Raw genomic sequence first — 23,609 nt, forward strand, 5'->3', positions numbered from 1 at the left:
ATGATCAAGTCACTGTGGACGGCAAAGACCGGTCTGGAGTCCCAGCAGGTCAAGCTGGACGTGATCTCCAACAACCTGGCCAACGTCAACACCAACGGCTTCAAGCAGTCGCGGGCGGTGTTCGAGGACCTGCTCTACCAGAACCTGCGCCAGCCCGGTGCCCAGAACGACGTGCAGAACCGTCTGCCGTCGGGCATGCAGGTCGGCACCGGCGTGCGCCCGGTGGCCACCGAGCGCCTGCACACCCAGGGCGGGCTTGAGAACACCGGCAACTCCCGCGATCTCGCCATCAACGGCAACGGCTTCTTCCAGGTGATGATGCCCGACGGCACCACCGGCTATACCCGCGACGGCAGCTTCCAGCTGGATGCCAACGGCCAGATGGTCACCGCCAACGGCTATCCACTGGAGCCGGCGATCATCATCCCCGAGAACGCGCTGTCGGTGAGCATCGGCGAGGACGGCATCGTGTCGGTGAAACAGCCGGGCAGCACCCAATCCAACGAGGTGGGTCAGATCACCGTCTCCACCTTCGTCAATCCCACCGGGCTCGAGAGCATCGGCGGTAACCTCTACACCGAGACGACCGCCTCCGGGCCCCGCAACGAGGGCATCCCCGGCCTGAACGGCGCGGGTCGCCTCTCCCAAGGCTATGTCGAGACCTCCAACGTCAACGTGGTGGAAGAGATGGTCAGCATGATCCAGACCCAGCGGGCCTACGAGATCAACAGCAAGGCCGTGAAAACCAGCGACGAGATGCTGGCGCGCCTCGCCCAGCTGTAACGACGATGGGGGAGCGTGGGTGAGAGAGGGAGAGTGGTCATGAATGCCGGAATTCTCGACAGCGGGTGGCGCCTGCGCGGGCTCTGTATCCTGGTGCTGTTGCTGCTGGGCGGCTGTGCCCAGGTGCCGCACGCCTCGGTGGTCGGCGAGCAGGAACAGATCATGATCCCGGATCGGCCGGCCCCGCGGGCCAACGGCTCCATCTATCAGGCGCATCGTGGCTACCAGCCGCTGTTCGAGGATCGCCGGCCGCGCATGGTGGGCGACATCCTGACCATCGTGCTGGACGAGGAGGTCAGTGCCAGCAAGAACGCCCGCTCCAATGCCGATCGCAACGGCTCTTCCAGCCTGGGCTTCGACCAGCAGGCCGACGCCATCGAGCAGCTGGCCGAGCTCGGCTTCGACATCTCCGCCTCCGGAGATAGCGATTTCGAGGGCGGCGGGGGCTCCGAGGCCAACAACTCTTTCACCGGCACCATCACCGTCTCGGTGGTCGAGGTGATGAACAACGGCAACCTGCGGGTGAGAGGCGAGAAGCAGATCGCCATCAACCAGGGCACCGAGTTCATCCGCTTCGCCGGGGTGGTCAACCCGCGCACCATCACCGGTCAGAACACTGTGCCCTCGACCTCGGTGGCCGATGCGCGCATCGAGTACGTCGGAAACGGTTACATCAACGAGGCGCAGCACATGGGCTGGCTGCAGCGCTTCTTCCTCAATATCTCGCCCTTCTGATGGTGATCGCATGAACTTCGGCACCGCTCGCACGATGTCCCGCCGCGCGTCGCTGATGGGCCGTTTGCTGGCGCTGGCCCTGTGCTGCCTGGTCGCGCTGCCGGCCCAGGCCGAACGCCTGCGCGAGCTGGCCGGCTTCGCCGGGGTGCGCGACAACGCCCTGGTGGGCTACGGCCTGGTGGTCGGCCTGGACGGCACCGGCGACCAGACCATGCAGGCGCCCTTCACCGGCCAGAGCCTGACCAACATGCTCTCGCAGCTGGGCATCACCGTTCCCCCGGGGACCAACATGCAGCTGCGCAACGTGGCGGCGGTGATGGTCACCGCCGACCTGCCACCCTTCGCCCGTCCCGGGCAGCGTTTCGACGTGGTGGTCTCCTCGGTCGGCAACGCCGACAGCCTGCGCGGCGGCACCCTGTTGATGACGCCACTCAAGGGCGCCGACGGCGACACCTATGCCATCGCCCAGGGCAACCTGCTGGTCGGCGGTGCCGGGGCCTCCGCCGGCGGCGCCAGCGTGCAGATCAACCAGCAGGCCGGCGGGCGCATCAGTGGCGGAGCGACCGTGGAGCGTGAGGTGCCGCTGGCGCTGGGGGCCGACGGCGGCCTGCTCGAGCTGGAGCTCGACAGCACCGACTTCGGCACCGCCCAGCGAGTGGTCAGCGCCATCAATCGAGAGTTCGGACGCACCGTGGCCGCCGCCCGCAACGGCCGGGTGATCGCCCTGGATGGCCCCCTGGACGCCAATGCCCGGGTCAACTTCATGGCGCGCATCGAGAACATCGAGGTCACGCCCACCCAGGCGCCGGCGCGGGTGGTGCTGAACTCGCGTACCGGCTCCATCGTGCTCAATGGTGCAGTCACCCTGCGCCAGGCCGCGGTCGCCCACGGCAACCTCTCCATCGTCATTGACACCGATGTGGGCGTCAGCCAGCCCAATCCCTTCGGGGGCGGCGAGACCGTGGTGGTGCAGGACACCGAGATCAGCATCGAGCAGCAGCCTGGCACCCTCAAGGTCGTGGAGGGCGCCGATCTGATGGAGGTGGTGGATGCCCTTAACTCGCTGGGCGCCACGCCCAATGACCTGATGTCGATCCTCGAGGCCCTCAAGGCGGCCGGATCGCTGCGCGCCGAGCTGGAGATCATCTGATGAGCCTGAACGCTCCCGACACCATGAGCGGGCAGTTCGCCCTCGACGTCCAGGGCCTCGAGCGGATCAAGCACAGCGCCCGCCAGACCCCGGGCGAGGGCCTGGATGCCGCGGCCAAGCAGTTCGAGGCGCTCTTCGTACAGATGATGATGAAGAGCATGCGCGACGCCGTGCCCTCCTCGGGGCTGCTCGATAACCGCCAGACGGAGTACTTCCAGGAGCTGCTCGACAAGCAGTGGTCCCAGGGCATGGCCGAGCGCGGCGTGGGCCTGGCCGAGCGGTTGACGGCGCAGCTCGACGGCCGCGTCGGCGGCGCGCCGCCGGCCCGTGACGGCGAGATCGAGGCGCTGATCGCTGGGATTCCCCGTGGCACGCCGCGTCCCCTCGAGAACGCCCTGCGCCCGGAAGACGAGGCCGACACGGATGCCTCGTCGATGCCGCGCTCCTTTATCGACGCGCTGCAGACGACTGCCACCTCGGAGGCCGCCTCTCGGCCCCGCGATGAGCGGCCCGCCCACGTGCATGACTTTCTCGAGCGCCTGGAGGCACCCGCTCAGGCGGCCAGTCGTGCCTCCGGCGTGCCGGCCGAGCTGATCCTGGCCCAGGCGGCGCTGGAGACCGGCTGGGGCCGACACGAGATCGCCACCGCCGGCGGCGGCAACAGCCACAACCTCTTCGGCATCAAGGCCGGCAGCGCCTGGCAGGGCGAGACCACCGAGATCCTCACCCACGAGGTGATCGACGGCCAGCGCCAGCCTGTACGCGATCGCTTCCGGGTCTATGGCTCCTTCGAGGAGGCCTTCACCGACTATGCCCGGCTGATCGGCGATAATCCGCGCTATGCCGGCGTGGTCTCTGCGGGCAGCGCCGACCAGGCCGCCCGCGCCCTGCAGCAGGGCGGCTACGCCACCGACCCGGCCTACGCCGACAAGCTGATCGCCGTGATGGACACCCTGGGCCCGCTGGCCGGCGACACGGCCCTGGCGAGCCGCGGCCCCGTTTCGCCCTATGGCACTCCGTACTGATTCAGCGCTCAAGAGTGCCGCTGCCCTGCCGATATGACGGCTATCGGCCTAAGGAAATCACGCCATGAGTATCTTCTCCACAGGACTGAGTGGCCTCAACGCGGCCCAGAACGCCTTGGCGACCACCAGCAACAACATCAGCAACGTCTTCACGCCGGGCTATAACCGCGAGGTGGCGATTCTCGGCCAGACCTCCACCGGCGGCGGGGGCGTACAGGTCAACGACATCCAGCGCCAGTTCAACGACTATGTGGCCTCGCAGCTCAACGCCGCCACCAGCAAATCCAGCGCCCTTGCGACCTATTCCAATCAGGTCGGCCAGATCGACAGCCTGCTCGCGGATCGCGAGGCCGGCCTGGCGCCACTGATGCAGAACTTCTTCTCCTCCCTGGAGGATCTGGCCAGCGCGCCCTCGGACCCGGCGGCCCGTCAGGGCGTACTCGGGTCGGCCGATACCCTGAGCGCGCAGTTTCGCTCCTTCGATGGCTACCTGCAGGACATGCAGGAGGGCATCAACGGCCAGATCGCCGACGAGGTCACCCAGATCAACAACACCACCGAGCAGCTTGCCGGTCTCAACCGCGAGATCGCCCTGGCCCGGGCGCGCAGTGGCGAGGCGCCCAACGGCTTGCTCAACCAGCGTGACCAGCTGGTCAACGAGCTCAGCGAGCGCATGGATGTTCGCCTCAATATCCAGGACGGCAAGACCTACAACGTCAGCCTGCCCAATGGCCAGCCGCTGGTCGCCGGCACCCAGCAGTTCAAGCTCGAGGCGATGGACTCCCCCGCCGACCCCCAGCGCACCGTGCTGGGCTATCGCGATTCCGGCGGCAGCCTGGTGGCCCTGGATGAGGATATCGTCACTGGCGGCACCCTGGGCGGGCTGATGGACTTCCGCGCCGAGACTCTCGACAAGACCCAGAACCAGATTGGCCAGATGGCCGTCTCGCTGGCCGTGGCGTTCAACCAGCAGCACGCCAACGGCGTCGACCTCGACGGCGAGCAGGGCGGTGCCTTCTTCGACATCGGCCAGCCCCGGTCCTTCTCGGCGGAGGGCAACGACGGCAGTGCCAAGGTAGCGGATACGGCCTTCGATACCGCCAACATCGATCAGCTCAAGGCAACCGATTACACCGTTCGGGCAAAGACCGATTCTCCCTCTGCTGCATCCGATTTCGAGATAGTTCGCAAGGATACCGGCGCCGTGCTGGATAGCTCAGATCCTGAGAGCGTCAACTTCGATGGTAATGAGCTGAGCTTCGGCGGCGTAACGCTGACTTTCGATGATACTGCCAATATGGCGCAGAACGATCGCTTCGAGGTTCAACCGGTGCGGCGCGCGGCCGGTAACCTGGAGAGCGCCATCTCCGATCTGGACAAGATCGCGGCGGGTGCACTGTTCACGACCGGCGGTGACATGTCAGTCGAGAAGGTCCAGGCCCAGGAGGGGGCGTTTCAGGATGGCGCCAGTTACGATCTCGAGCTGGACGAGAATGGCGCGCTGACCTTTACCGACGCCATTCCCGGTCAGGTGGAGGTCAATGGGGAGGTTCGCAACGTCGACGGCAGCGGCGAGGTTCAGGATGCAGCGGGTACTGCGGCTGCCAGCCTGAAGGCGGGGGACGTGGTGACGGTCGATGGCGTGAGCTTCACGATCGGCGAATTGCCGACGGCTGGTAAGACTTCGAGCCTGACTCTCGAGGAAGGTACGGCGGGAAGCGGCGACAACCGCAACGCCCTGGCCCTGCAGGACCTGCAGGATAAGAACGTCGTGAGCGGCTCTGCCAGCTTGAGTGGCGCCTACGGCGCCATGGTCAGCGACGTCGGCAACCGCACCAACATCGTGCAGGTCAACCTGGACGCCCAGCAGGGGCTGACCGATCAGCTCAAGGCCGTGCAGCAGTCCGAATCCGGCGTGAACCTGGACGAGGAGGCGGCCAACCTGATCCGCTACCAGCAGTTCTATCAGGCGAATGCCAAGGTCATCGACACGGGAAAAACGGTCATCGACACCATCCTCGGTCTGCGCAACTGATTTTTGGAGAGTCCTAGATGCGTATCAGCAGCGTCACCATGTTCGAGCAGAGCGTCTCGTCCATGAATCGCCAGCAGAGCGATTTCCTCAAGGTCAGCCAGCAGATCGCCAGCGGCCGCCGGGTGGTCAACCCTTCTGATGACCCCCAGGCCGCGTCTCGCGCCGTGGGTGTCGATCAGGCCCGGGCGGTCACCCAGCAGCATGCGGATTCCCGGGTCAGCGCGCGCAACGCCCTCGCCCAGACCGAGAGCGTGCTCAACAGCGTCAGCGATGCCGTCACCAGCGCTAAGACGCTGATGATCCAGGCCTCCAGCGACACCCTGAGCGATGCCGACCGCCAGTCGGTGGCCTCCGAGCTGCGCGGCGTCTACGAGACGCTGATCGGCCAGGCCAACGCCACCGACGGCAACGGCCGCCACCTGTTCGGGGGCTATAACGACAGCACCGAGCCCTTCGTCAAGAAGGAAGGCGGGGTCGAGTACGTGGGCGATAGCAACAATCGCGAGCAGCGCATCGACGCCTCGCGGCTGATGAAGGTCAGCGATAACGGACAGGCCATCTTCCAGAGCGTGCCTAGCGGCGCCGGCCACGTGGCCACCGCGGGTGACGGCAATAACGGGAATGTGACCTTCAAGGGCCCGCAGATCGTCGACCAGGAGGAGGTGGAGCCTAACGAGCCCTACACCATCAGTTTTGGCGGTGATGCTGCTTCGGGGTATACCTACACGGTTAAGGACAGCAGCGGCACAGTTGCCGGCCCCGAGGGCTACGAGCCCGACAGTGAAGAGCCGGTGCGCATCGAGTTCGACGGTCTCGCCCTGGAGCTCGAGGGCGAGCCAGTCGATGGCGATACCATCGCGGTCAAGCCCGCCGACCAGGGCAATACCGATCTCTTTACGACCCTCGAGAATGCCCTTGGCGTGCTCGAGAATCCGACCGAGAACGCCGCCGATAAGGCCGCCCTGCGCAACACGCTTAGCACCTCGATGCGCGAGCTCGACAACAGCCTGGATAACGTCCTGACCACCCGCGCCTCGGTCGGTGCGCGCCTCAACGAGCTTGACGTGGTCGACTCCGTCGGCGGCAACCGCATGATCAACTACGAACAGACGTTGTCGGACCTGGTCGATCTCGACTACGCCGAGGCGATCGGCGAGTACAGCCTGCGCCAGGTGGGCCTGCAGGCCTCCCAGAAGGCCTTCGCCGACATGAAGGGCATGTCGCTCTTCCAGTTCCTCTAGGCCAGTTTCGCCAGATAGGCGTGGAGAGAAGGCGCGCTGCCAAATCGCTCTGATGACAGCCCGGCGCAGCGTGTCCCGATATCCTTGGCCATCCCGCCTCCTCCGCCCCGCTGCCGGTCCCGGCCGGGGCGTTCTTGTCAGCCGGCGATCGGCAGCGGCGCCATGGTCTCCAGCAGGTTCTGCAGGAACGCCAGCCCCTGGCTGAACAGCCGTTCCAGGAAACTCGCCAGGTCGGTCATCAGCACCATCAGCAGGATCAGGCCGACCGTCAGCGAGGTCGGAAAGCCGATATTGAAGACCGTGAGCTGGGGCGCCGAGCGGTTGAGGATGCCCAGCGAGAGGTTGATGATCAGCAGGGCAGCCACCAGCGGCAGGGCCAGCAGCAGGCCGGCGGTGTAGATGGTGCCGCCGTAGCGGGCCAGCATGATGAAGGCCTCCGGGTTGAAGCGGCCGATGCCGATCGGCAGCGTCTCGAAGCTCGCTACCAGGATCTGCAGCACCATCAGATGGCCGTTGAAGGCCAGGAACATCAGCAGCGTGACCATATAGAGGATGCGCGACAGCACCACCATGTTGGTGCCGCTGGAGGGGTCGAAGAAGGTGGCGAAGGCCAGGCCCATCTGCAGGCCGATGAAGTCCCCCGACGCCTGCACCACGACGAGCATGACCCTGACCGTGAGCCCGATGGCGGCGCCGATCAACAGCTGCTCGACGAGGATGCCGAAGCCTGCCCAGGAGAATAGCGGTATCTCGGGCATCGGCGGCAGCACCGGGGCGATCACCACCGCCACGGCGCCGGCCAGGCCCAGCTTGGCCTGACGCGGGATGCTGGAGTGGCCCCATAGCGGGGCGCTGAGCATCAGCGCCGTGATGCGCGCGAAGGGCCACAGGAAGGCGACCAGCCAGCCGTGCAGCTGTGCGAAGGTGACTTCCACCATCAGCGTTGGTTCCGCGTCACGAGATCATCGCGGGGATGTTGCCGAACAGCTCGCGGGTGAAATTCATGATCAGGGTCAGCAGCCAGGGGCCGGCCAGCACCAGCACCGCGAACACGGCGAGGATCTTGGGGATGAACGACAGGGTCATCTCGTTGATCTGGGTGGCGGCCTGGAACAGGCTGACCAGCAGGCCGGTGGCCAGGGCGGTGAGCAGCAGCGGACCTGCCAACAGCAGCGTGACGCGCATTCCCTGATAGGCGATGTTCATCACCTCTTCCGGTGTCATCGTGGTCTCCTCATCAGTGCGTTCGTGCCGCCTGGCATCAAGGAACCTGAAATCCCGGCACATGGATTCACAGATAGAAGCTCTCGGCCAGCGAGCCGATGATCAGCTGCCAGCCGTCCACCAGCACGAACAGCATCAGCTTGAACGGCAGCGAGATGGTGATCGGGGGCACCATCATCATGCCCAGCGACATCAGCACGCTCGCCACCACCAGGTCGATGATCAGGAAGGGGATGAAGATGGTGAAGCCGATCTGGAAGGCGGTCTTCAGCTCGCTGGTGACGAAGGAGGGCACCAGGATGCGCATCGGCACGTCCTCGGGCCCCTGCAGCTCGCCGATATCGGCCAGGCCGGCGAACATCGCCAGGTCGGGCTCGCGGGTCTGGGCCAGCATGAACTCCCGGAAGGGGCCCTGGGCGCGGGCGAGAAACTCATCGAAGCTGATAGCGTCGTTGGAAAGCGGCACCCAGGCTAATTCGTGCACCTGGTCGAGCACCGGTGCCATGATGAACAAGGTGAGAAACAGCGCCAGTCCCAGCAGCACCTGATTGGGGGGCGTGGCCTGGGTGCCCATGGCGGTGCGCAGCAGGCTCAGCACGATGATGATGCGCGTGAAGCAGGTCATCATCAGCAGCACCGCCGGCAGGAAGGCCAGCGAGCTGAGCAGCAGCAGGGTCTGCAGCGACAGCGACCACTGCTGCCCCCCTTCCTCCATCGGCCGGCTGACGATGCCGGGGATCTCCTGGGCCAGCGCCATCGCGGGCGAGGCCAGCAGCACCGCTAGGGCCAGCGTCAGCAGTATTCGCTTCGAGACGGTGTGGCTCACGCCTTGCCTCCTCGGTCGATGCCGGCGTTGTGCCGGATCGCCTTGGCCAGGCGCGTGGCGAAGGCGTCGCCCGGTTCGAAACTCGGCCCTTTCGAGGGAGTAGATTCCTGAGAGGTGGCCGGGGCCGACAGGTCATGCAGCTTGTTGACCTGGCCGCCGCCGACGCCGAGCACCAGCCAGGTGTCCTCCACCTCGACGATCACCACGCGCTCCTTGGTGCCCACCGCCGTGCTGCCGACGACCCGCAGATGGCGGCCGTGGCGCTGATGGGGAAGGCCCCAGCGGCGCAGTACGGCGGCGGCCACCAGGATGATGACCAGGATCAGCCCCAGCGCGGCGGCGGTCTTGCCAAGCGTGGCCATGCCGATCAGAGATTCGCCGCCGCTGACGGCGGCGTCGAGGCCGGCGGATGACGTGTCGGTCGCGCCCTCGCTCATCGGTTGAGCTTCTGGACTCGCTCGGAGGGGGTGATGATCTCGGTGATGCGGATGCCGTACTTGTCCTCGACGACCACGACCTCGCCCTGGGCGATCAGGTAGCCATTGATCAGGATGTCCATGGGCTCGCCGGCCAGGCCATCCAGCTCGATCACCGAGCCCTGCGCGAGCTCGAGCAGCTGCTTGATGGTCAGCTTGGTGCGGCCGAGCTCCACGGTGAGCTTGACCGGGATGTCCATGATCATCTCGAGATCGCGGCCCGCGGCCGTGCCCTGGCTCGCCTCGAGGGGCTGGAAGACGCTGCTGCCGGCGGATTGGGCGGAGGACGGGGCGGCGGGTGCCTCGGCCTGCGGTTCCGGCTCCGCGGCTGCCTGCTCGGCCATCGCCTCCGCCCAGGGATCGTCCTCGGCGGCGGGCGCCTCGTCCTGCTGCTCCGACATGGCGGCGGCCCAGTCGTCGTCGCTGATGTTCTGATCGGGGGTGTTGGGATCAGTCATGGGAAGATTCCTTGGGTTGCGGCCTGGAGCCTTTCACGAAGGCATCGGCCGGCGCATGGTCGGCGGCATGGTCGAAGATGCGCAGCACGCGCAGGGCGTGCTGCTCATTCTGGCTGCCGTATTCACACTCCATCACCGGCACGCCGTCGACGCTTGCCGTCACCGTCTCGGGAAGCTCCATGGGCAGCACATCGCCGGCCTTGAGGGCCATGACGTGGTCGATGCGACTCGGGATGTCGGTGAAGTTGGCGACCAGCTCGATCTCGGAGTGACGGATCTCGCCGGCCATGCGCCGGGTCCAGGTGCCGTCCTGGTCCTTGCTGCCATCGCTCAGGGGGTTGGTCAGCAGGTCGCGCAGCGGCTCGATCATGGCGTAGGGCATGCAGATCTGGAAGTTGCTGGCCAGATTGCCCACCTCGAGGTTGAAGCTGGTGTTGACCACGATCTCGTTGGGCGAGTTGGTGATGTTGGCGAACTTCGACTGCATCTCGGAGCGCAGGAAGCTGATCTCGAGGGGGTAGACGGACTTCCAGGACTCGCTGTAGGCGTCGATGGCGAGATTCAGCAGGCGCTGGATGATGCGCTGCTCGGTATTGGTGAACTCGCGTCCTTCGGACTTGGTCACGAAGCGCCCGTCGCCGCCGAACAGGTTGTCTACCACCATGAACACCAGGCTCGGGGGGAACACGATCAGGGCCGAGCCACGCAGCGGCTTCATGGCGATCATGTTGATGTTGGTCGGCACCGGCACGTTGCGTGAAAACTCGCTGTAGCTCTGGTAGCGGACCGAGTCCACGGTGATATCCGCGCTGCGGCGAATCAGGTTGAACAGCCCCATGCGGAAGTGTCGCGCGAAGCGCTCGTTGATGATGTCCAGCGCGTGCAGGCGCTCGCGGATGATGCGGTGCTGAGAGGCCGGGTCGTAGGGACGCACGCGGGCCGTTCCGCCGCTGTTGGCTTCCGGCTCGTCATCACCGCTGACGCCCTTGAGCAGGGCATCGATCTCATCCTGGGACAGCAGATCGTCTTGGGACATGGCGTGTTGGCTACCCCCAGCCTATTGCACGATGAACTCGGTGAAGAGCACGTCATCGATGGCCGGTTCCGGCTGATTGTCCGACATGGGCGCCTCGAGGGCGGCGATGACCTGCTCGGCCAGGCGCTGCTTGCCGCCCGGCGAGGTCAGCTCCGCGGCCTGCTTGCCGGAGAACAGCATCAGCAGGCGGCTGCGCACCTGGGGCATGTGCTGCTCGAGCACCGCCTGGCTCTGCTCGTTGCCGAGCTTCAGCGACAGACCGGTATAGAGCAGGCGGGGCCCGTACTGATCGTCGGCCAGATTGACGGTAAAGGGCTCGATCGGCAGGAAGATCGGCGCCTGGGGTTCGGGCTCCGCCTGGACGTTGAGCGCCGACTGCGCCTCGTTCTCGGGCTGGCTGAGCACCATGTAGAGCGCCACCGCCGCCGCCGAGCTAGAGAGGATCAGCAGCACCGTCATCATCCACAGGAGCTTGCGCGAGCCGCCACTGGATTTCGCCATTCTCATTCCTAGGTTGCAGTAAGTTGCCGACACTGACGCCGCAGTATGCGGGCCGTGAAGGGGTGATGATGATCCGAACAGGCCCGCGGATGGCGCCTATCTTGTGCGTTTGGCGCCCGGTCCGGGCGCCGCTCAGGCGTAGAGGTCGACGCGCCCGTCCAGGGCGCGCTCGCGGCTCCCGCGCTCTTCGAGGGTGACGGTCGTCCCCTCCTCGGCGTCATCGCTTCCCCCCGAGGCCAGCATCCCACCAGGCTGGCCGGAGGCGCCGTCGCCTTCGGTGCCACCCTGGCGCTGCTCGCCCACCGAGGTCTCGCCCAGGCTGATGCCCTGCTCGGCGAGCGCCTCGCGCAGCTGCGGGATGGCCTGTTCCAGCGCCTGGCGCACCTGGGCATGGGCGGAGACGAACTGCGCCTGGGCGCCGTGATCGCCCATCTTCAGCGAGACCGACAGCGGTCCGAGCTCTGCCGGGTGGAGCTTGAGCTCGACGCGCTGCTCGCCGCCCTGCTGACTCAGACGCACCATCTGCTGCCCCAGCTGCTGCGACCAGGCGGGGCTCGCCAACGGTGCCGTCAGGCTGGCCTGGGCCATGGCGGACGCGCCGGCCGTCGCGCCGGCCATGCCGCCTCCCGTTGCGCCGTTCATGGCGCCGGTCATCGCGTTCGCCGCGCCCTGGCCGATCAGCTCGCTACCCCCCGGGGCCCGCGAACTCTCGCCGCGCTGGGCCAGCAGGGCGTCGCTGACGGCCGAGAAACGAAGCGCCTCGTCGGCCGACGCCGTGGTCTGCGCGTTGCCGGCGGCAAGCTCGGCCGGGCGCTCGGCGTTGGCAGAGAGCGCCGCCGCGTTCGACTGAGGCGGGCCGGCAAGCGCGCGGCGGTCGGCGGCGATCGCCTCGAGCAGCGGGTTGGTGCGTACTTCCTGACCGGGCCCGCGAGTCGCCGGGCCGGCGAGGCTGGCCGTGCCCGGCGCGCTGGCGCTGGCCTGATTCACGACGGCGGCCAGGGGCAGCAGTGCGGAGGCGTCGTCCGCCTCGGGGCGGCCGGCCTGTTCGATCAGCGCGAGGCGCTCCTGCAGCGCGTCCCAGACGCCGCTGCCTTCGCCTGCCGTCTCGCCGACGCCTGGTCGCGGGGCTCCCTGTTCGAGAGATTGAAGGGCGACCTCGATATCGTCGGCCGAGAGGCGCGTCCAGGCCTCTCGTCCGGCCTTGCCGTCGAGCAGCGGCGCCAGCAGGGAAGAGGTGCCGGCGTTCTTGCCCTTTTCCCCGGTCTCGCCGGTGGCTCCCGTTGCGCCTGAGGCCTTGGCCAGCAGGGCCTTGAGCGCCTCGTTCCTGGCGGCGGCATCGGCGGACGCCTCGCCCTGGCCGTGTGTCGCGGCCAGCGGCGTGAGCGAGGAGCTGGTCGCCTGTGGCGCTGGGGCGGCGGTCTTGCCGGCGCCCTCTCCATGGGCCTGGCTCGCGCCGGCCAGGTGGCGGGCGAACTCGCCCCCCGGGGCCTTGGCGTCCCCGGCGGCGGCGTGTTTCCCGGCGGCATTCCCGGGGGCGTTGATGAGCAGCTGGATATCCATCGACAGTCTCCTTGTCGGCTCAGTGCTCGAAGTGGGACGAGCGCTGGCGGACCAGTCGGTTGTTGACCAGGTCATCACTGACGTGCTGTTCCCGGCGTTGTTCATCGCGGCGCCTGACGGCCTCTCGGCGTTCGGCCAGGGTGTCGTAGGACGACAGGCGCTGCTGCTGTTGTTGCCAGTGCTGGCGGGTGCGCTCGACTTTCTGCTGCTGAGCGGCCAGGGCCTGGCGAGCGCGCATCAGGGCATCGTCCAGGGAGGCGAGGAACTGCTGGTAGTTGCGCATGGTGGCCGGGTCGATGCCGTCGCGCATCGCCGCGTTCAGCTTGTCGGCGTACTCCTGGCGATAGCGGTGCAGCGAATCCAGCTGCTGACGGACCTGGCTCGAGGTGCGCTGTTCGCCGGCCAGGGTCTGCCCGGCCTGGTCCCGGGCCTCCCGGGCGAGCTCGACGAGGGTGTCGAGCGAGCTGTGATCGCGGCTCATGACGGTCCTCCGAGGACGCCGGCCAGGGCCTGGCGGGCGTTGTCCATGCTGCTGTTCTCCTCGATGCGCTGCTGCAGGAAGCCCTCGAGCTGGGGATAGCGCCGTACCGCCTCGTCGAGCTGCGGGTCGTTGCCCGGGTGATAGGCGCCGACGCTGATCAGGTCGCGGTTGCGCTGGTAGCGCGAGAAGAGCCCCTTGAACTGCTGGGCCTGGCGCTGCTGCTGCGCATCGACGACGGCGGTCATCACGCGGCTGATGGAGGCCTCGATATCGATCGCCGGATAGTGGCCCGCCTCCGCCAGGGTCCGCGACAGCACGATGTGGCCGTCGAGAATGGCGCGGGCCGAGTCGGCGATGGGGTCCTGCTGGTCGTCGCCCTCGGTGAGCACGGTATAGAAGGCGGTGATCGAGCCGCCGCCGCGCTCGGCGTTGCCGGCGCGCTCGACCAGGTTCGGCAGCTTGGCGAACACCGAGGGCGGGTAGCCCTTGGTCGCCGGCGGCTCGCCGACGGCCAGGGCGATCTCGCGTTGAGCCATGGCGTAGCGGGTCAGGGAGTCCATGATCAGCAGCACGTTGCGCCCCTGGTCGCGAAAGCCCTCGGCCAGGCGCGTGGCGTAGGAGGCCCCCTGCAGGCGCTGCAGCGGCGAGGTGTCGGCGGGCGCCGCCACGACCACGGAGCGGTGCAGGCCCTCCTCGCCGAGGATGTTGTCGATGAAGTCCTGGACCTCTCGGCCCCGCTCGCCGATCAGGCCGACCACGATCACGTCGGCGCGGGTGTAGCGCGCCATCATGCCGAGCAGCACCGATTTGCCGACCCCGGAGCCGGCGAAGAGCCCCATGCGCTGGCCGCGGCCGACGCTCAGCAGGGCGTTGATGGCGCGGATGCCGACGTCGATCTGCTCCTCGATGGGGGCGCGCGCCAGGGGGTTCAGCGGCGGCGTGGAGAGTGGGGCGCGGGGCGCCTCATCGAGCGGTGCCAGGCCGTCCAGAGGGGTGCCGTTGCCGTCGACCACGCGACCCAGCAGCGACTCGCCTAGGGGAAAGCGTCGCGCGCTGTCGTTCGCGCCTTCGGTCAGCGCAAAGACTCGGGCGCCGGGCATCAAGCCGGTGATCTCGGCCAGCGGCATCAGATAGAGCCGATCGCCGGAGAAGCCCACCACCTCAGCCTCGGCGAAGCGCTCCTGTCCGCTGTGCCCGGCCGGGAGCTCGATACGACAGGCGTTGCCAAGTGCTACCTGCAGGCCGACCACCTCGATCACCAGGCCCGTGGCCCGCACCACCCGGCCGCTGGTGCGGCAGGGCGGCAGCGGTTCCACACGGCCGCGCACGCCACGCAGGGCGCGCTGCCAGTGAGCCTGGTGTGAATTGGCAGACAGCGACTCGGCCACTACTGATCATCCTCCGATGTTTGAGCGGCGGGCCGCCGGTGGCGGACCTGCGCCTTCACGGCCTGCCAGCGGCTCTCCCAGGTGGCATCGAGCTCGCCGTTGGCGCTGGTGACTCGACAGCCGCCGCGGCTCAGCTGGTCGTCCGGCTGCAGCGTCCAGCCGGCGGCCGAGAGCTCGTCGCCCAGGTGCGTTTTCACCAGCTTGTGATCGAGCGGATGCAGCCAGAGTCGCTGCTGGCCGACCAGTGGCGGCTCGGTGTGCAGCAGCGCACGCACCAGTTCCAGCACCTGGCGGGGTCTTGCCTTGAGGGCCTCGCCGGCGAGCTGGTGCCCGGTGGCCAGCGCCAGGTCGACCAGATCCTCGGCGATGGTCTCGTCGAGGGATTCGAGTGCCTCGCCGAAGGCGCCGGCGAGCTCGGTGAGGGGCGTGAGCGTCTCGTCGAGCCGCGCGTCCATCTCGACTTTTGCCTGCCGGCGTCCCTCCTCGAGGCCCTGAGCCAGCCCTTCGGCATGGCCCTGTTCGCGGCCGGCCGCGAGGCCCTCCTCATGGGCCTCGCGACGGACCTTCTCGCGCAGCGCCTCGAGTTCTGCCTGGCGGCGCTCGGCGTCGCGCCGCGCGGCGGACTGCTGCGCCTCCTGGTGGCGCTCGGGTTCGCCCGGCGCCCGGCGCGGCGGGGCCTGCAGCTCGCCCATCTGCCAGCGGCGCCAGGGAGAGTGGCCGTTGTCCCTGTCCGATGCGCCGGGCTCAGACATAGGTGTCGTCTCCGCCGCTCAGCACGATCTCGCCGCCGTCGGCGAGGCGTCGCACCACCTGCAGGATGGTCTTCTGCTCGGTCTCCACCTGGGAGACACGGATCGGGCCGCGGGCCTCCATGTCCTCGCGCATGAGGTCGGCGGCACGCTGGGACATGTTGCGCATGAACTTGTCCATGAGCGTCTCCGGCGCTCCCTTGAGGGCCACCACCAGCGAGTTGGTGTCGATCTCCTTGAGGATCATCTGGATGCTGCGGTCGTCCAGATCGATGAGGTTCTCGAACAGGAACATCTCGTCGATGATCTTCTGCGCCAGGTCCTCGCTGTGGGAGCGCACCGTCTCGATAGCGGCCTCTTCCTGGTTGGAGTTCATCAGGTTGAGGATCTCCGCCGCGGTGCGGGCACCACCCATCTTGCTGCGCTTGAGGTTCTGGCCGTCGAGCATGTTGGTCAGCACCTCGGTGAGCTCCTGCAGGGCGGCGGGCTGCACGCCGCTGAAGGTCGCGATGCGCAGCACCACGTCGTTGCGCAGCTTGTCGTCGAACAGCGCCATCACGTCCGCCGCCTGGTGGCGATCCAGGTGGATCAGCACGGTGGCGATGATCTGTGGATGCTCGTCGCGGATCAGCTCCGCCACCATCGAGGCTTCCATCAGGTTCAGGGCATCGATGCCGGAACCCGAGCCGCTGGTTTCCAGCACGTCCTCGATCAGGCTGGAAGCGCGGTCGCTGCCCAGTGCCTTGGTCAGCACCGAGCGGATGTGCTCGCTGGAGTTGAGATTGAGCGCGATGAACTCCTCGGTCTCGTCGCTGAAGGCCTTGAGTACCTGGCGCATCTCGTCGTGGGAGATCTGGTCCAGGTGGGCCATCTCCGTGCTGATCTGCTGGATCTCGGCGGGAGCGAGGTACTTGAACACCTCGGCCGCGCTGTCCTCGTCCAGGGCCAGCAGCAGGATCGCGCTGCGACGCGCGTTGCTCATCTCTTGTGGCTTACTCATGCTTGTTCATCCAGCTGCGAACGATCATCGCCACCATGCGCGGGTCTTCCTCGGCCATCTCGCGCAGGTCCTTGAGGTTGTCCTCGTAGCCCGAGGCCTTGCGCGCGCGTCGCGGCTTGTCATAGGTGGTCTCGTCTTCCCGGCCGTCGACAGTTGCGCTCTGCTCGTCTTCCTCGCCGACCCTAGCCTGGAAGGAGGGAGCGGGCTGGGTGGCCGGCTGCGGTGCCTGGGTCGCGCGCTTGATCAGCGGGCGCAGGATCAGCAGGTAGATCAGCAGGATCGCCAGGCCCACCAGCAGGTAGCGTCCCAGATTGAGGGCCAGCTGCTGGACATCGGGCTGCTGCCACCACTCGAGGGGCTCGATCTCCGGCTCGGTCTGCGTGAAGGGGCTGTTGACCACGGCGATCTCATCGCCGCGCGCCTGGGAGAAGCCCATGGCCTGACGCACCAGGCGTTCGATCTGATCGATCTCGACCTCGCTGAGCGGGGTCGGCTGCATCACGCCCTGCTCATTCGGGGTCGGGCGATAGTTGACCACGACGGCGGCCGACAGCCTTTCCACCTGGCCACGACGGTGCTGGACATGGGAGATGCGCCGATCGACTTCGTAGTTGATCACGTCGTCGCGATTGAGGTTGCGCGTCGCCTGGGGAGTGTCCTCGCCGGCTTGCTCGGCTTCGCCGCCCTCTTCCTCTTCGGGAGGGTTCTCCACCGGAGACGCCGCGGCGCCGGGCGGCGTGTTGCTCAAGGCGCCGGGGATGCCGCCGGCCAGGTCGTCGCTGCCGCTGTAGTTGACGCTGCTCTGGCGACTGCGCACGGCGGCCTCGTTGGGCGGCTGGTTGGGCGCGTAGCGCTCCGAGGTCTCTTCCCGGCGGGAGAAGTCCACCTGGGCGGTGACCTGCGCCTTGACGTTCTCGTTGCCCAGGATCGGCGCCAGGATGGATTCGATGCGCTGCTGGTAGGAGCGTTCGACCTCGGCGATGTACTCGAGCTGGGTGCCGTCCATCCCCAGGCCGTTGCTCTGGGGGGCGGTCAGCAGGCGGCCATCCTGATCGACCACGGTCACCGCCTCGGCGGCCAGCTCCGGCACGCTGCTCGAGACCATGTGCACGATGGAGTTGATCTGCCCCTCGCCGAGCACGCGCCCGGGATGCAGGGTCAGTACTACCGAGGCCTTGGCCGGCTCGCGGTCGCGCACGAACACCGAATCCTTGGCCAACGCCAGGTGCACGCGGGCGCCCTTGACCGGCCCCAGCGACTCCATGGAGCGCGACAGCTCGCCCTCCAGCCCGCGCTGGTAGTTGATCTGTTCGGCGAACTGGCTGATGCCGAAGGCCTGGTTCTCCATCAGCTCGAAGCCGACGTTGCCGCCCTTGGGCAGCCCCTGTTCGGCCAGCTGCAGGCGCAGGGTATGCACCCGGTTGGCGGGCACCAGCAGCGCCTGGCCGCCCTGGCTGAAGCGGTAGGGCACGCCGCGGGTATCCAGCTCGTTGATGATGCTGCCGCCGTCCGCCTGGCTGAGGTTGCTGTAGAGCACGCGGTAGTCGGGGCTTTGGGCCCACATCAGCAGCGCGACGATGATCGCGATCGAGGCGGCCCCCGCGATCAGCAGGAAGACCAGGGGGTTGCCGCGCAGCTGCTCCTTCAGGCGCGCGAACCCTGCCGCACCCTGGCCGGCCTGTGGGTTGGTGGCGGAGGCGCCACTGCTCATGCGGGCCTCCCGGCGCGGCGGGAGGCGTTAGCGAAGTTCGTCAAGGCAGAAGACATCGAGTGCTGTCCGTCCATCGCGGTTGACCGCCCTCGGAATGGGCGGAATTCTGATGGCGGCCATTATCCGCCCCCGCTGTCACCCTAAAGGCCAGAAAAGCCCCGTTTTTATGAGGCAATTGGCCGCTTGGCCGCGGAGCTCGGGCTGGTAGCCTGCCTGTCCTATTCCCGTGTCCTACAGGTCAAGGTGGTTGTGATGAGCGCGCCCGCGATCGAGTCGATCCTCTCCCAGATGCAGTCGTTGTCCAGCCAGGCGGCGTCTCAGCCCTCCAGCGGCCAGCGGGTCGATACCCAGGTAGGCGGTGGCGGCTTCTCCGGCGAGCTGCAGTCGGCCATCCACCGTATCAATGAGCTGAAGCTCGAGGCCGGCGCCCAGGCCGAGGCCTTCCAGGCCGGCACGCCGGGCGTGGAGCTCAATGATGTGATGGTCGACATGCAGAAGGCGAGCGTGGCCACCGAGATGGGCATCCAGGTGCGCAATCGCCTGGTCACGGCCTACAAGGACGTCATGAACATGCAGGTGTGATCACGCCTCCAGGCGGATCAGCCGCCCCTGGAGTTCGTCCAGGCGCTCGGCGATACGCAGTACCTCCTCCGACGGGACCTGGCGGATCAGCTCGCCGTTCTCGCGATCGACAACGCGGGTCACCAGGCGCGACGTCGCCTCGCTCAGCTCGAACTCCACGCCATATGGGCGCATCACCTCGTTGATGCGCTGGAGGGGTGCGACCAGCTCGTCCCGACCGAGCGGCGTTGCTCCACCCGCCCCACCTCGAGCCACCGCCTCGTCCGCAGGGGGCAAATTGCCCAGCAGGCCCTCCAGCCGTTGGCGGGCCGTGAGCGGGGAGGAGGCCTGGGACGTTGCGGTGATCTCGGAGGAGTAGAGCGACATGAGCAGTGACCTTTTCTTGTTCGATCTTATCGGGAGTGTCGGCGTCATGGCGCGATGTCCTTCCATCACGCCACGATCCTTTATCGGCCATGACGTGTGATGGCTTTAGCATCGGCATTCTGGAGAGCTTCTCAAGCCGTTTCTGTGTTTTGCGTTGCGATTCCCTGGTTGGCCGTCCACACCGGGTTCGGTGTGTCACTGACAGTGAAACGATTCACCAGGCGCGCCATGTCGCCGGCCTGTTCGTCCAGAGAGCGACTGGCGGAGGCGACCTGCTCTACCAGAGCGGCATTCTGCTGGGTGACTTCTTCAAGCTGTGTGATGGCCTGATTGATCTGCTCGATGCCTGCTGATTGCTCACTGGTGGCGGCGGACATGTCGCGGACCAGCCCAGCGACCTGTTGGATGCGGCGGGTAATGGCTTCCAAGGTTTCGCTGGTGCTGTGGACCAGTGTCTCTCCCTCGTTGATGCGAGCCACATTGTTGGCGATCAGCTTGCGGATCTGCTCTGCCTCTCCGGCACTGCGACTGGCGAGCTTGCGCACCTCAGCCGCCACCACGGCGAAACCACGGCCATGCTCACCGGCACGGGCCGCCTCGACTGAGGCATTGAGGGCCAACAGGTTGGTCTGGAAGGCAATGTTGTCGATGGCTTCGACAATACTGGTCACTTCCTGATTGGCTGAATGGATCTGTTGCATGGCCTGTCGGGCCCGGTTTGCCACATCGCTGGCATTGCCTGCCTGGCTGGTTACCTCATCGGTCATCGACTCCGCCTGGCGGGCGTTTTCGGCCGTATGGCGTACCGTGGCGGTGATCTGCTCCATGCTTGAAGCGGTCTCGACCAGCGACGCGGATTGCTCTTCGGTACGCTGAGCAAGATCCTGATTGCCTTGGGAGATCTCCCCGCTGGAAAGTTCGACTGACAGGGCGCTGCGCTGGATGTTGCCCACCAGGACCTCGGTTTCCTCTGAGGCGGAATTGAAAGCGGCATAAAGCTGAGACAGCTCATCGCTTCCCGGAACGGCCAGACGGCGGGCCAGATCGCCGCCGCGGCTTGCAATGCTATCCAGGGCGGCACGCAGCGAGTGCACGATGCTCCTCACGATCAGCGCCGAGATCAGAATGGCGAGGCCAGCGGCGACCAGTGAGATGATCAGGTAGCTGATCAGGTCCTGGCGTGCTTCCCGGCGCAGGCTGGCCGCCTGTGCCAGCACGCCCTGCGCCAGAGTGTCTTCCAGGCCCTTGAGCCGATCGATCTTGAGGGTCTGGCGGTCAAACCATTGCTGTGGATCGACGTCATAGCCGCCGGCAACGCCCAGGTCCAATGCAACCTGGCGCAACGGGGCGGCGCGCTTGACCGCCTCATCATTCAGAATGTCCGTGAGCTGCTGTTCGGTTTCGTCATTGGCCAAGGTACGGAAGCTTTCCAGGTAGGCTGTCTCCTGTCCGAGCATCGATAACAGGCGCTGGTGGGTTTCGGTACGCATGAGGTTCGTGCTGAAAGCATTGGCGAGCAGGGCTCGCTCGATACCCGCTAGGTCCTTGGCCTTTAGCAGGGTGAAGTAGGCGCCCAGGCGTCGTGAGATATCGGCATCGGCGGTGAGGTGTGTCAAGCGGCCGATCATCGCCATCAGGGCGTCATTGAGGCTGGTATAGTGTGCCACGGCCTCCTCGACACTCACGTTAAGCCGCTGAACCTGCTGGCGGATGGTCGAGGTGGCGGAGAGTCGCTGTGTGATATCGACTGCCTGACTGGCGAGTGAATCGCTCAGTACAGCCAGGTCGAGGCTGTCGAGGGTCTGGCGATAAGCATTCATGGCCTGATCACTGGCGTTATGCTGGGAGAGCAACCGGTTGCCGAAGGCCTTGCCTTGACTGCCGATGAAGCCGGACGACATTCCCCGTTCGCGTTGCAGCTCATGGAGCAGGTTGCCGGCCTGTCGGGACAGGTCGGTGAGAGACTCTAGCTCGACCATGTTGGTGGCCAGTCGCTGGCGCTCGAGAATGCCGCTGCCGGCGAACCAGGCCAGGGCCAACAGCGGGAGCAGCAATGTGATCAGGAACTTCCTGCCCATGGGGATGCGGTGCAGTAGGTGGTTCATGAAAGACACTCCAGTGTTTGGCGGCAGCGGCCACCGATCAATCGTGTTGTTTGAGCTTGCGGGGGCCAGACTGTCTTGTAGCGGTGCACCGCGAAGCTGCAAGCTTCGATAGTGGCTATCGGCCCTGGAGGGAGGGAATTGAGCCGTTATGCACCTTCGCGGGGTGATGCTCTGACCTGGATCAAGAGTGCGAGTGTTGGTGGTATCGCTGATGATCGTGATGATTGTGTTGTCCGCGTGCCGAGCGATGGCGCCCAGCTGTCCGACGCAGCGGTGGCGCCTTATTCATCGATGAGCTCCCTGATGTTCCCTTGCGTGTCTTTTTCGCTGTCTTGGAGGCATCGGTGGAGGTTTCTTGCATCGCGTTGCCGCTATCAGCAGGGTCTGCCGAGACTTTAGAGGGGCAGGAAATATGCTGGGCGAGCGAGGCCCATAGGGTCTTGTTGGTCCTTGTCCCGTCCGGCAGCTTGTGCGGTGCCAGGGGCACCGGAAGATGGGATCGCTTTGTTCAGGATAAATTGATATATATCAATGAAAGTGCAATGCGGGGTTTCCGGTCATACCAGGTTCAACGGCTTGCACTACCCTCGTTTGCATCCATAACAACGGGCGCTCGCGCGGGCGCATACCAGCATTGGACATCGTGGGGCCATCGATATGGCCCAGGCTATATTCGGCGTCTCGAGCCGAGCATACGTCATGCCCCATGGCCATAGGGGCCCAAGCGGCCGGGGTGGCGTATCAGAGCGTGTCCACAGGGAAAAGGAAGTCGTTCAATGACCGAAGCTCGGGTCGGCACCATGGCGGAGGTGGAAGGCATCCTGGGGAATGCCTGGCATGACATCGCCTCGCTGCGAAAGCACTTCAGCCAGCTCTATATCGCCGTTGAACAGAGCCCGGCGGCCACAGCCATCACCGATCCCAAGGGACGCATCAGCTTCGTCAATCAGCGCTTCCTGGATGTGACGGGATACTCGCGTGAGGAGCTGATTGGCCAGACACCGGCGATGATCCAGTCCGGCGAGACGCCCAGCGAGGTCTATCGTGACCTCTGGCATACGCTGCGAGCCGGTCGCGTGTGGCAGGGCGAGCTGCTCAACCGGCGCAAGAACGGTGAGCTCTACTGGGAGGCCGAGGTGATCACGCCGGTGCGCAACGATGAGGGCGACGTCGTCAATTTCGTGGCGGTCAAGGAGGATATCACCGAGCGCAAGCGCCAGGAGAACGAGCTGAAACTGATGGCGACCGCTTTCGAGACCGGACAGGCGACGTTGATCACCGACGCCGATATGCGCATCGAACGCGCCAACCAGGCGTTCACCAACATCACCGGTTATCGGGAGCATGAGGTGCTGGGTAAGACGCCCCGCATCTTCAAGTCCGGGCGCCATTCGCCCGATTTCTATGCCAAGCTCTGGGACGCCCTGCTCGAGACCGGCCACTGGCAGGGAGAGATCTGGAACCGCAACAAGTACGGTGATATCTATCCGCTCTGGCAATCCATTACGGCGGTAAGCGACGATGCCGGCCGGATCCGCAACTTCGTGTCCGTGTTCCACAACATTGCCGAGCGCAAGCGCATGGAGGACGAGCTCGAGCGGCAGGCGACCCTCGACCACCTCACCGGGGCCTACAATCGACGCGCCTTCGATACGGCCCTTCGTCAGGCCATTTTCCAGGCCGAGCTCAGCGATGAGACCTTCTCGCTGCTGATCTTCGACATCGATCACTTCAAGTACGTCAACGACCAGCACGGCCATGATACGGGCGATGCCATCCTCAAGCAGTTGGCCGATCGCGTGTCCGGCAATCTCAGGAGTACCGACGTTCTCTCGCGATGGGGGGGCGAGGAGTTCACCATCCTGTTGCCCGATACTCGGCTGCGGGGAAGCCGCGTCTTCGCCGAGCGATTGCGCGGCCAGATTGCCGAGTCGCGCCTGCACGGCCTGCGTATCACCATCAGCATGGGCATCACCGAGTACCGGCCGGGCGATGATATGGACAGCATGCTGGTACGCGCCGATGAGGCGCTCTACCGGGCCAAGTCGATGGGCCGCAACTGTGTGGTGGCCGATGAGATGGCACGAGACTAGCGGCCGGGGCGGAGATGGTGAGACGGCACTCAGGATCGGAGCAAGGAGGCGGGCGAGAGGATGAACAGCGAGAGTCAGTCACAC

At 66.1% G+C, this 23,609-nt stretch carries 23 protein-coding genes; 8 read left to right on the plus strand and 15 right to left on the minus strand.

Annotated elements, in window-relative coordinates; genetic code table 11:
* The 6 genes from flgG to flgL all read left to right on the plus strand — a co-directional run bounded on the left by flgG (position 1) and on the right by flgL (position 6,969).
* Entirely contained in the window at positions 1-783 is a 783-nt protein-coding gene (gene flgG / locus RSO68_RS06880; protein ID WP_315585924.1) for a flagellar basal-body rod protein FlgG, read from the plus strand.
* Between the two features lie 39 nt (positions 784-822).
* A complete protein-coding gene (locus RSO68_RS06885; RefSeq protein WP_315585925.1) occupies positions 823-1,518 on the plus strand; it encodes a flagellar basal body L-ring protein FlgH in 696 nt (231 codons plus the stop codon).
* A 55-nt stretch (positions 1,519-1,573) separates the two neighbouring features.
* Entirely contained in the window at positions 1,574-2,668 is a 1,095-nt protein-coding gene (locus RSO68_RS06890; protein WP_315586211.1) for a flagellar basal body P-ring protein FlgI, read from the plus strand.
* Entirely contained in the window at positions 2,668-3,693 is a 1,026-nt protein-coding gene (flgJ, locus tag RSO68_RS06895; RefSeq protein ID WP_315585926.1) for a flagellar assembly peptidoglycan hydrolase FlgJ, read from the plus strand. Before RSO68_RS06890 ends, flgJ begins: the two co-directional genes overlap by 1 nt.
* Positions 3,694-3,757: 64 nt before the next feature.
* Positions 3,758-5,728: a flagellar hook-associated protein FlgK gene (gene flgK / locus RSO68_RS06900; RefSeq protein ID WP_315585927.1), complete on the plus strand. Its 1,971-nt coding sequence runs from the start codon at positions 3,758-3,760 to the stop codon at positions 5,726-5,728.
* Positions 5,729-5,745: 17 nt separating this feature from the next.
* On the plus strand, positions 5,746-6,969 hold the full coding sequence (flgL, locus tag RSO68_RS06905; RefSeq protein ID WP_315585928.1) for a flagellar hook-associated protein FlgL: 1,224 nt from the start codon (positions 5,746-5,748) through the stop codon (positions 6,967-6,969).
* Positions 6,970-7,106: 137 nt separating this feature from the next.
* On the opposite strand, the gene fliR is transcribed toward flgL, so the two are convergent.
* From fliR to fliF, 13 genes are all read right to left on the minus strand, one after another.
* Positions 7,107-7,907, minus strand: coding sequence for a flagellar biosynthetic protein FliR (gene fliR / locus RSO68_RS06910; RefSeq protein WP_315585929.1), 801 nt, complete (start codon positions 7,905-7,907; stop codon positions 7,107-7,109).
* A gap of 16 nt (positions 7,908-7,923) precedes the next feature.
* Positions 7,924-8,193 carry a flagellar biosynthesis protein FliQ gene (gene fliQ, locus RSO68_RS06915; protein ID WP_315585930.1) on the minus strand — a complete coding sequence of 90 codons (270 nt, stop codon included), beginning with the start codon at positions 8,191-8,193 and terminating at the stop codon, positions 7,924-7,926.
* A 67-nt stretch (positions 8,194-8,260) separates the two neighbouring features.
* Positions 8,261-8,950, minus strand: coding sequence for a flagellar type III secretion system pore protein FliP (fliP, locus tag RSO68_RS06920; RefSeq protein ID WP_315586212.1), 690 nt, complete (start codon positions 8,948-8,950; stop codon positions 8,261-8,263).
* 65 nt (positions 8,951-9,015) lie between these two features.
* Positions 9,016-9,456 carry a flagellar biosynthetic protein FliO gene (fliO, locus tag RSO68_RS06925; RefSeq protein WP_315585931.1) on the minus strand — a complete coding sequence of 147 codons (441 nt, stop codon included), beginning with the start codon at positions 9,454-9,456 and terminating at the stop codon, positions 9,016-9,018.
* Positions 9,453-9,953: a flagellar motor switch protein FliN gene (fliN, locus tag RSO68_RS06930; RefSeq protein ID WP_315585932.1), complete on the minus strand. Its 501-nt coding sequence runs from the start codon at positions 9,951-9,953 to the stop codon at positions 9,453-9,455. Before fliN ends, fliO begins: the two co-directional genes overlap by 4 nt.
* Entirely contained in the window at positions 9,946-10,989 is a 1,044-nt protein-coding gene (fliM, locus tag RSO68_RS06935; protein ID WP_315585933.1) for a flagellar motor switch protein FliM, read from the minus strand. Before fliM ends, fliN begins: the two co-directional genes overlap by 8 nt.
* Positions 10,990-11,010: 21 nt before the next feature.
* Positions 11,011-11,490: a flagellar basal body-associated protein FliL gene (fliL, locus tag RSO68_RS06940; RefSeq protein ID WP_315585934.1), complete on the minus strand. Its 480-nt coding sequence runs from the start codon at positions 11,488-11,490 to the stop codon at positions 11,011-11,013.
* A 132-nt stretch (positions 11,491-11,622) separates the two neighbouring features.
* Complete coding sequence (locus RSO68_RS06945) at positions 11,623-13,050, minus strand: flagellar hook-length control protein FliK (protein ID WP_315585935.1); 1,428 nt, start codon at positions 13,048-13,050, stop codon at positions 11,623-11,625.
* 19 nt (positions 13,051-13,069) lie between these two features.
* A complete protein-coding gene (gene fliJ, locus RSO68_RS06950; protein ID WP_315585936.1) occupies positions 13,070-13,531 on the minus strand; it encodes a flagellar export protein FliJ in 462 nt (153 codons plus the stop codon).
* Positions 13,528-14,919 (minus strand): flagellar protein export ATPase FliI, encoded by a 1,392-nt coding sequence (fliI, locus tag RSO68_RS06955; RefSeq protein WP_315585937.1) that lies wholly within the window; start codon positions 14,917-14,919, stop codon positions 13,528-13,530. The genes fliJ and fliI overlap by 4 nt, the downstream gene beginning before the upstream one ends.
* Positions 14,919-15,671 carry a flagellar assembly protein FliH gene (locus RSO68_RS06960; protein ID WP_315585938.1) on the minus strand — a complete coding sequence of 251 codons (753 nt, stop codon included), beginning with the start codon at positions 15,669-15,671 and terminating at the stop codon, positions 14,919-14,921. The genes fliI and RSO68_RS06960 overlap by 1 nt, the downstream gene beginning before the upstream one ends.
* Positions 15,664-16,668, minus strand: coding sequence for a flagellar motor switch protein FliG (fliG, locus tag RSO68_RS06965; protein ID WP_315585939.1), 1,005 nt, complete (start codon positions 16,666-16,668; stop codon positions 15,664-15,666). Before fliG ends, RSO68_RS06960 begins: the two co-directional genes overlap by 8 nt.
* A complete protein-coding gene (fliF, locus tag RSO68_RS06970) occupies positions 16,661-18,379 on the minus strand; it encodes a flagellar basal-body MS-ring/collar protein FliF (protein ID WP_315585940.1) in 1,719 nt (572 codons plus the stop codon). Before fliF ends, fliG begins: the two co-directional genes overlap by 8 nt.
* 252 nt (positions 18,380-18,631) lie before the next feature.
* Between fliF and fliE the strand changes: the two genes are divergently transcribed.
* Complete coding sequence (gene fliE / locus RSO68_RS06975) at positions 18,632-18,961, plus strand: flagellar hook-basal body complex protein FliE (RefSeq protein ID WP_315585941.1); 330 nt, start codon at positions 18,632-18,634, stop codon at positions 18,959-18,961.
* Here fliE and RSO68_RS06980 read toward each other — a convergent pair whose 3' ends face one another.
* Both RSO68_RS06980 and RSO68_RS06985 read right to left on the minus strand, forming a co-directional pair.
* Positions 18,962-19,327: a flagellar protein FlaG gene (locus tag RSO68_RS06980; RefSeq protein ID WP_315585942.1), complete on the minus strand. Its 366-nt coding sequence runs from the start codon at positions 19,325-19,327 to the stop codon at positions 18,962-18,964.
* A gap of 131 nt (positions 19,328-19,458) precedes the next feature.
* On the minus strand, positions 19,459-21,432 hold the full coding sequence (locus RSO68_RS06985; RefSeq protein ID WP_315585943.1) for a methyl-accepting chemotaxis protein: 1,974 nt from the start codon (positions 21,430-21,432) through the stop codon (positions 19,459-19,461).
* Between the two features lie 776 nt (positions 21,433-22,208).
* On the opposite strand from RSO68_RS06985, the gene RSO68_RS06990 reads away from it, so the two are divergent.
* Complete coding sequence (locus RSO68_RS06990; protein ID WP_315585944.1) at positions 22,209-23,525, plus strand: sensor domain-containing diguanylate cyclase; 1,317 nt, start codon at positions 22,209-22,211, stop codon at positions 23,523-23,525.
* The last annotated feature ends 84 nt before the right edge of the window (positions 23,526-23,609 follow it).

It is taken from the genome of Halomonas saccharevitans (assembly GCF_032333995.1).
Taxonomy (GTDB): domain Bacteria; phylum Pseudomonadota; class Gammaproteobacteria; order Pseudomonadales; family Halomonadaceae; genus Halomonas; species Halomonas saccharevitans.

Excerpts from the sequence above, each read along its gene's own strand:
- flgG (WP_315585924.1), top strand. The coding sequence starts at position 1 with ATGATCAAGTCACTGTGGACGGCAAAGACCGGTCTGGAGTCCCAGCAG.
- RSO68_RS06885 (WP_315585925.1), top strand. The coding sequence starts at position 823 with ATGAATGCCGGAATTCTCGACAGCGGGTGGCGCCTGCGCGGGCTCTGT.
- RSO68_RS06890 (WP_315586211.1), top strand. The coding sequence starts at position 1,574 with ATGGGCCGTTTGCTGGCGCTGGCCCTGTGCTGCCTGGTCGCGCTGCCG.
- flgJ (WP_315585926.1), top strand. The coding sequence starts at position 2,668 with ATGAGCCTGAACGCTCCCGACACCATGAGCGGGCAGTTCGCCCTCGAC.
- flgK (WP_315585927.1), top strand. The coding sequence starts at position 3,758 with ATGAGTATCTTCTCCACAGGACTGAGTGGCCTCAACGCGGCCCAGAAC.
- flgL (WP_315585928.1), top strand. The coding sequence starts at position 5,746 with ATGCGTATCAGCAGCGTCACCATGTTCGAGCAGAGCGTCTCGTCCATG.
- fliR (WP_315585929.1), bottom strand. The coding sequence starts at position 7,907 with ATGGTGGAAGTCACCTTCGCACAGCTGCACGGCTGGCTGGTCGCCTTC.
- fliQ (WP_315585930.1), bottom strand. The coding sequence starts at position 8,193 with ATGACACCGGAAGAGGTGATGAACATCGCCTATCAGGGAATGCGCGTC.
- fliP (WP_315586212.1), bottom strand. The coding sequence starts at position 8,950 with ATGGCGCTGGCCCAGGAGATCCCCGGCATCGTCAGCCGGCCGATGGAG.
- fliO (WP_315585931.1), bottom strand. The coding sequence starts at position 9,456 with ATGAGCGAGGGCGCGACCGACACGTCATCCGCCGGCCTCGACGCCGCC.
- fliN (WP_315585932.1), bottom strand. The coding sequence starts at position 9,953 with ATGACTGATCCCAACACCCCCGATCAGAACATCAGCGACGACGACTGG.
- fliM (WP_315585933.1), bottom strand. The coding sequence starts at position 10,989 with ATGTCCCAAGACGATCTGCTGTCCCAGGATGAGATCGATGCCCTGCTC.
- fliL (WP_315585934.1), bottom strand. The coding sequence starts at position 11,490 with ATGGCGAAATCCAGTGGCGGCTCGCGCAAGCTCCTGTGGATGATGACG.
- RSO68_RS06945 (WP_315585935.1), bottom strand. The coding sequence starts at position 13,050 with ATGGATATCCAGCTGCTCATCAACGCCCCCGGGAATGCCGCCGGGAAA.
- fliJ (WP_315585936.1), bottom strand. The coding sequence starts at position 13,531 with ATGAGCCGCGATCACAGCTCGCTCGACACCCTCGTCGAGCTCGCCCGG.
- RSO68_RS06960 (WP_315585938.1), bottom strand. The coding sequence starts at position 15,671 with ATGTCTGAGCCCGGCGCATCGGACAGGGACAACGGCCACTCTCCCTGG.
- fliG (WP_315585939.1), bottom strand. The coding sequence starts at position 16,668 with ATGAGTAAGCCACAAGAGATGAGCAACGCGCGTCGCAGCGCGATCCTG.
- fliF (WP_315585940.1), bottom strand. The coding sequence starts at position 18,379 with ATGAGCAGTGGCGCCTCCGCCACCAACCCACAGGCCGGCCAGGGTGCG.
- fliE (WP_315585941.1), top strand. The coding sequence starts at position 18,632 with ATGAGCGCGCCCGCGATCGAGTCGATCCTCTCCCAGATGCAGTCGTTG.
- RSO68_RS06980 (WP_315585942.1), bottom strand. The coding sequence starts at position 19,327 with ATGTCGCTCTACTCCTCCGAGATCACCGCAACGTCCCAGGCCTCCTCC.
- RSO68_RS06985 (WP_315585943.1), bottom strand. The coding sequence starts at position 21,432 with ATGAACCACCTACTGCACCGCATCCCCATGGGCAGGAAGTTCCTGATC.
- RSO68_RS06990 (WP_315585944.1), top strand. The coding sequence starts at position 22,209 with ATGACCGAAGCTCGGGTCGGCACCATGGCGGAGGTGGAAGGCATCCTG.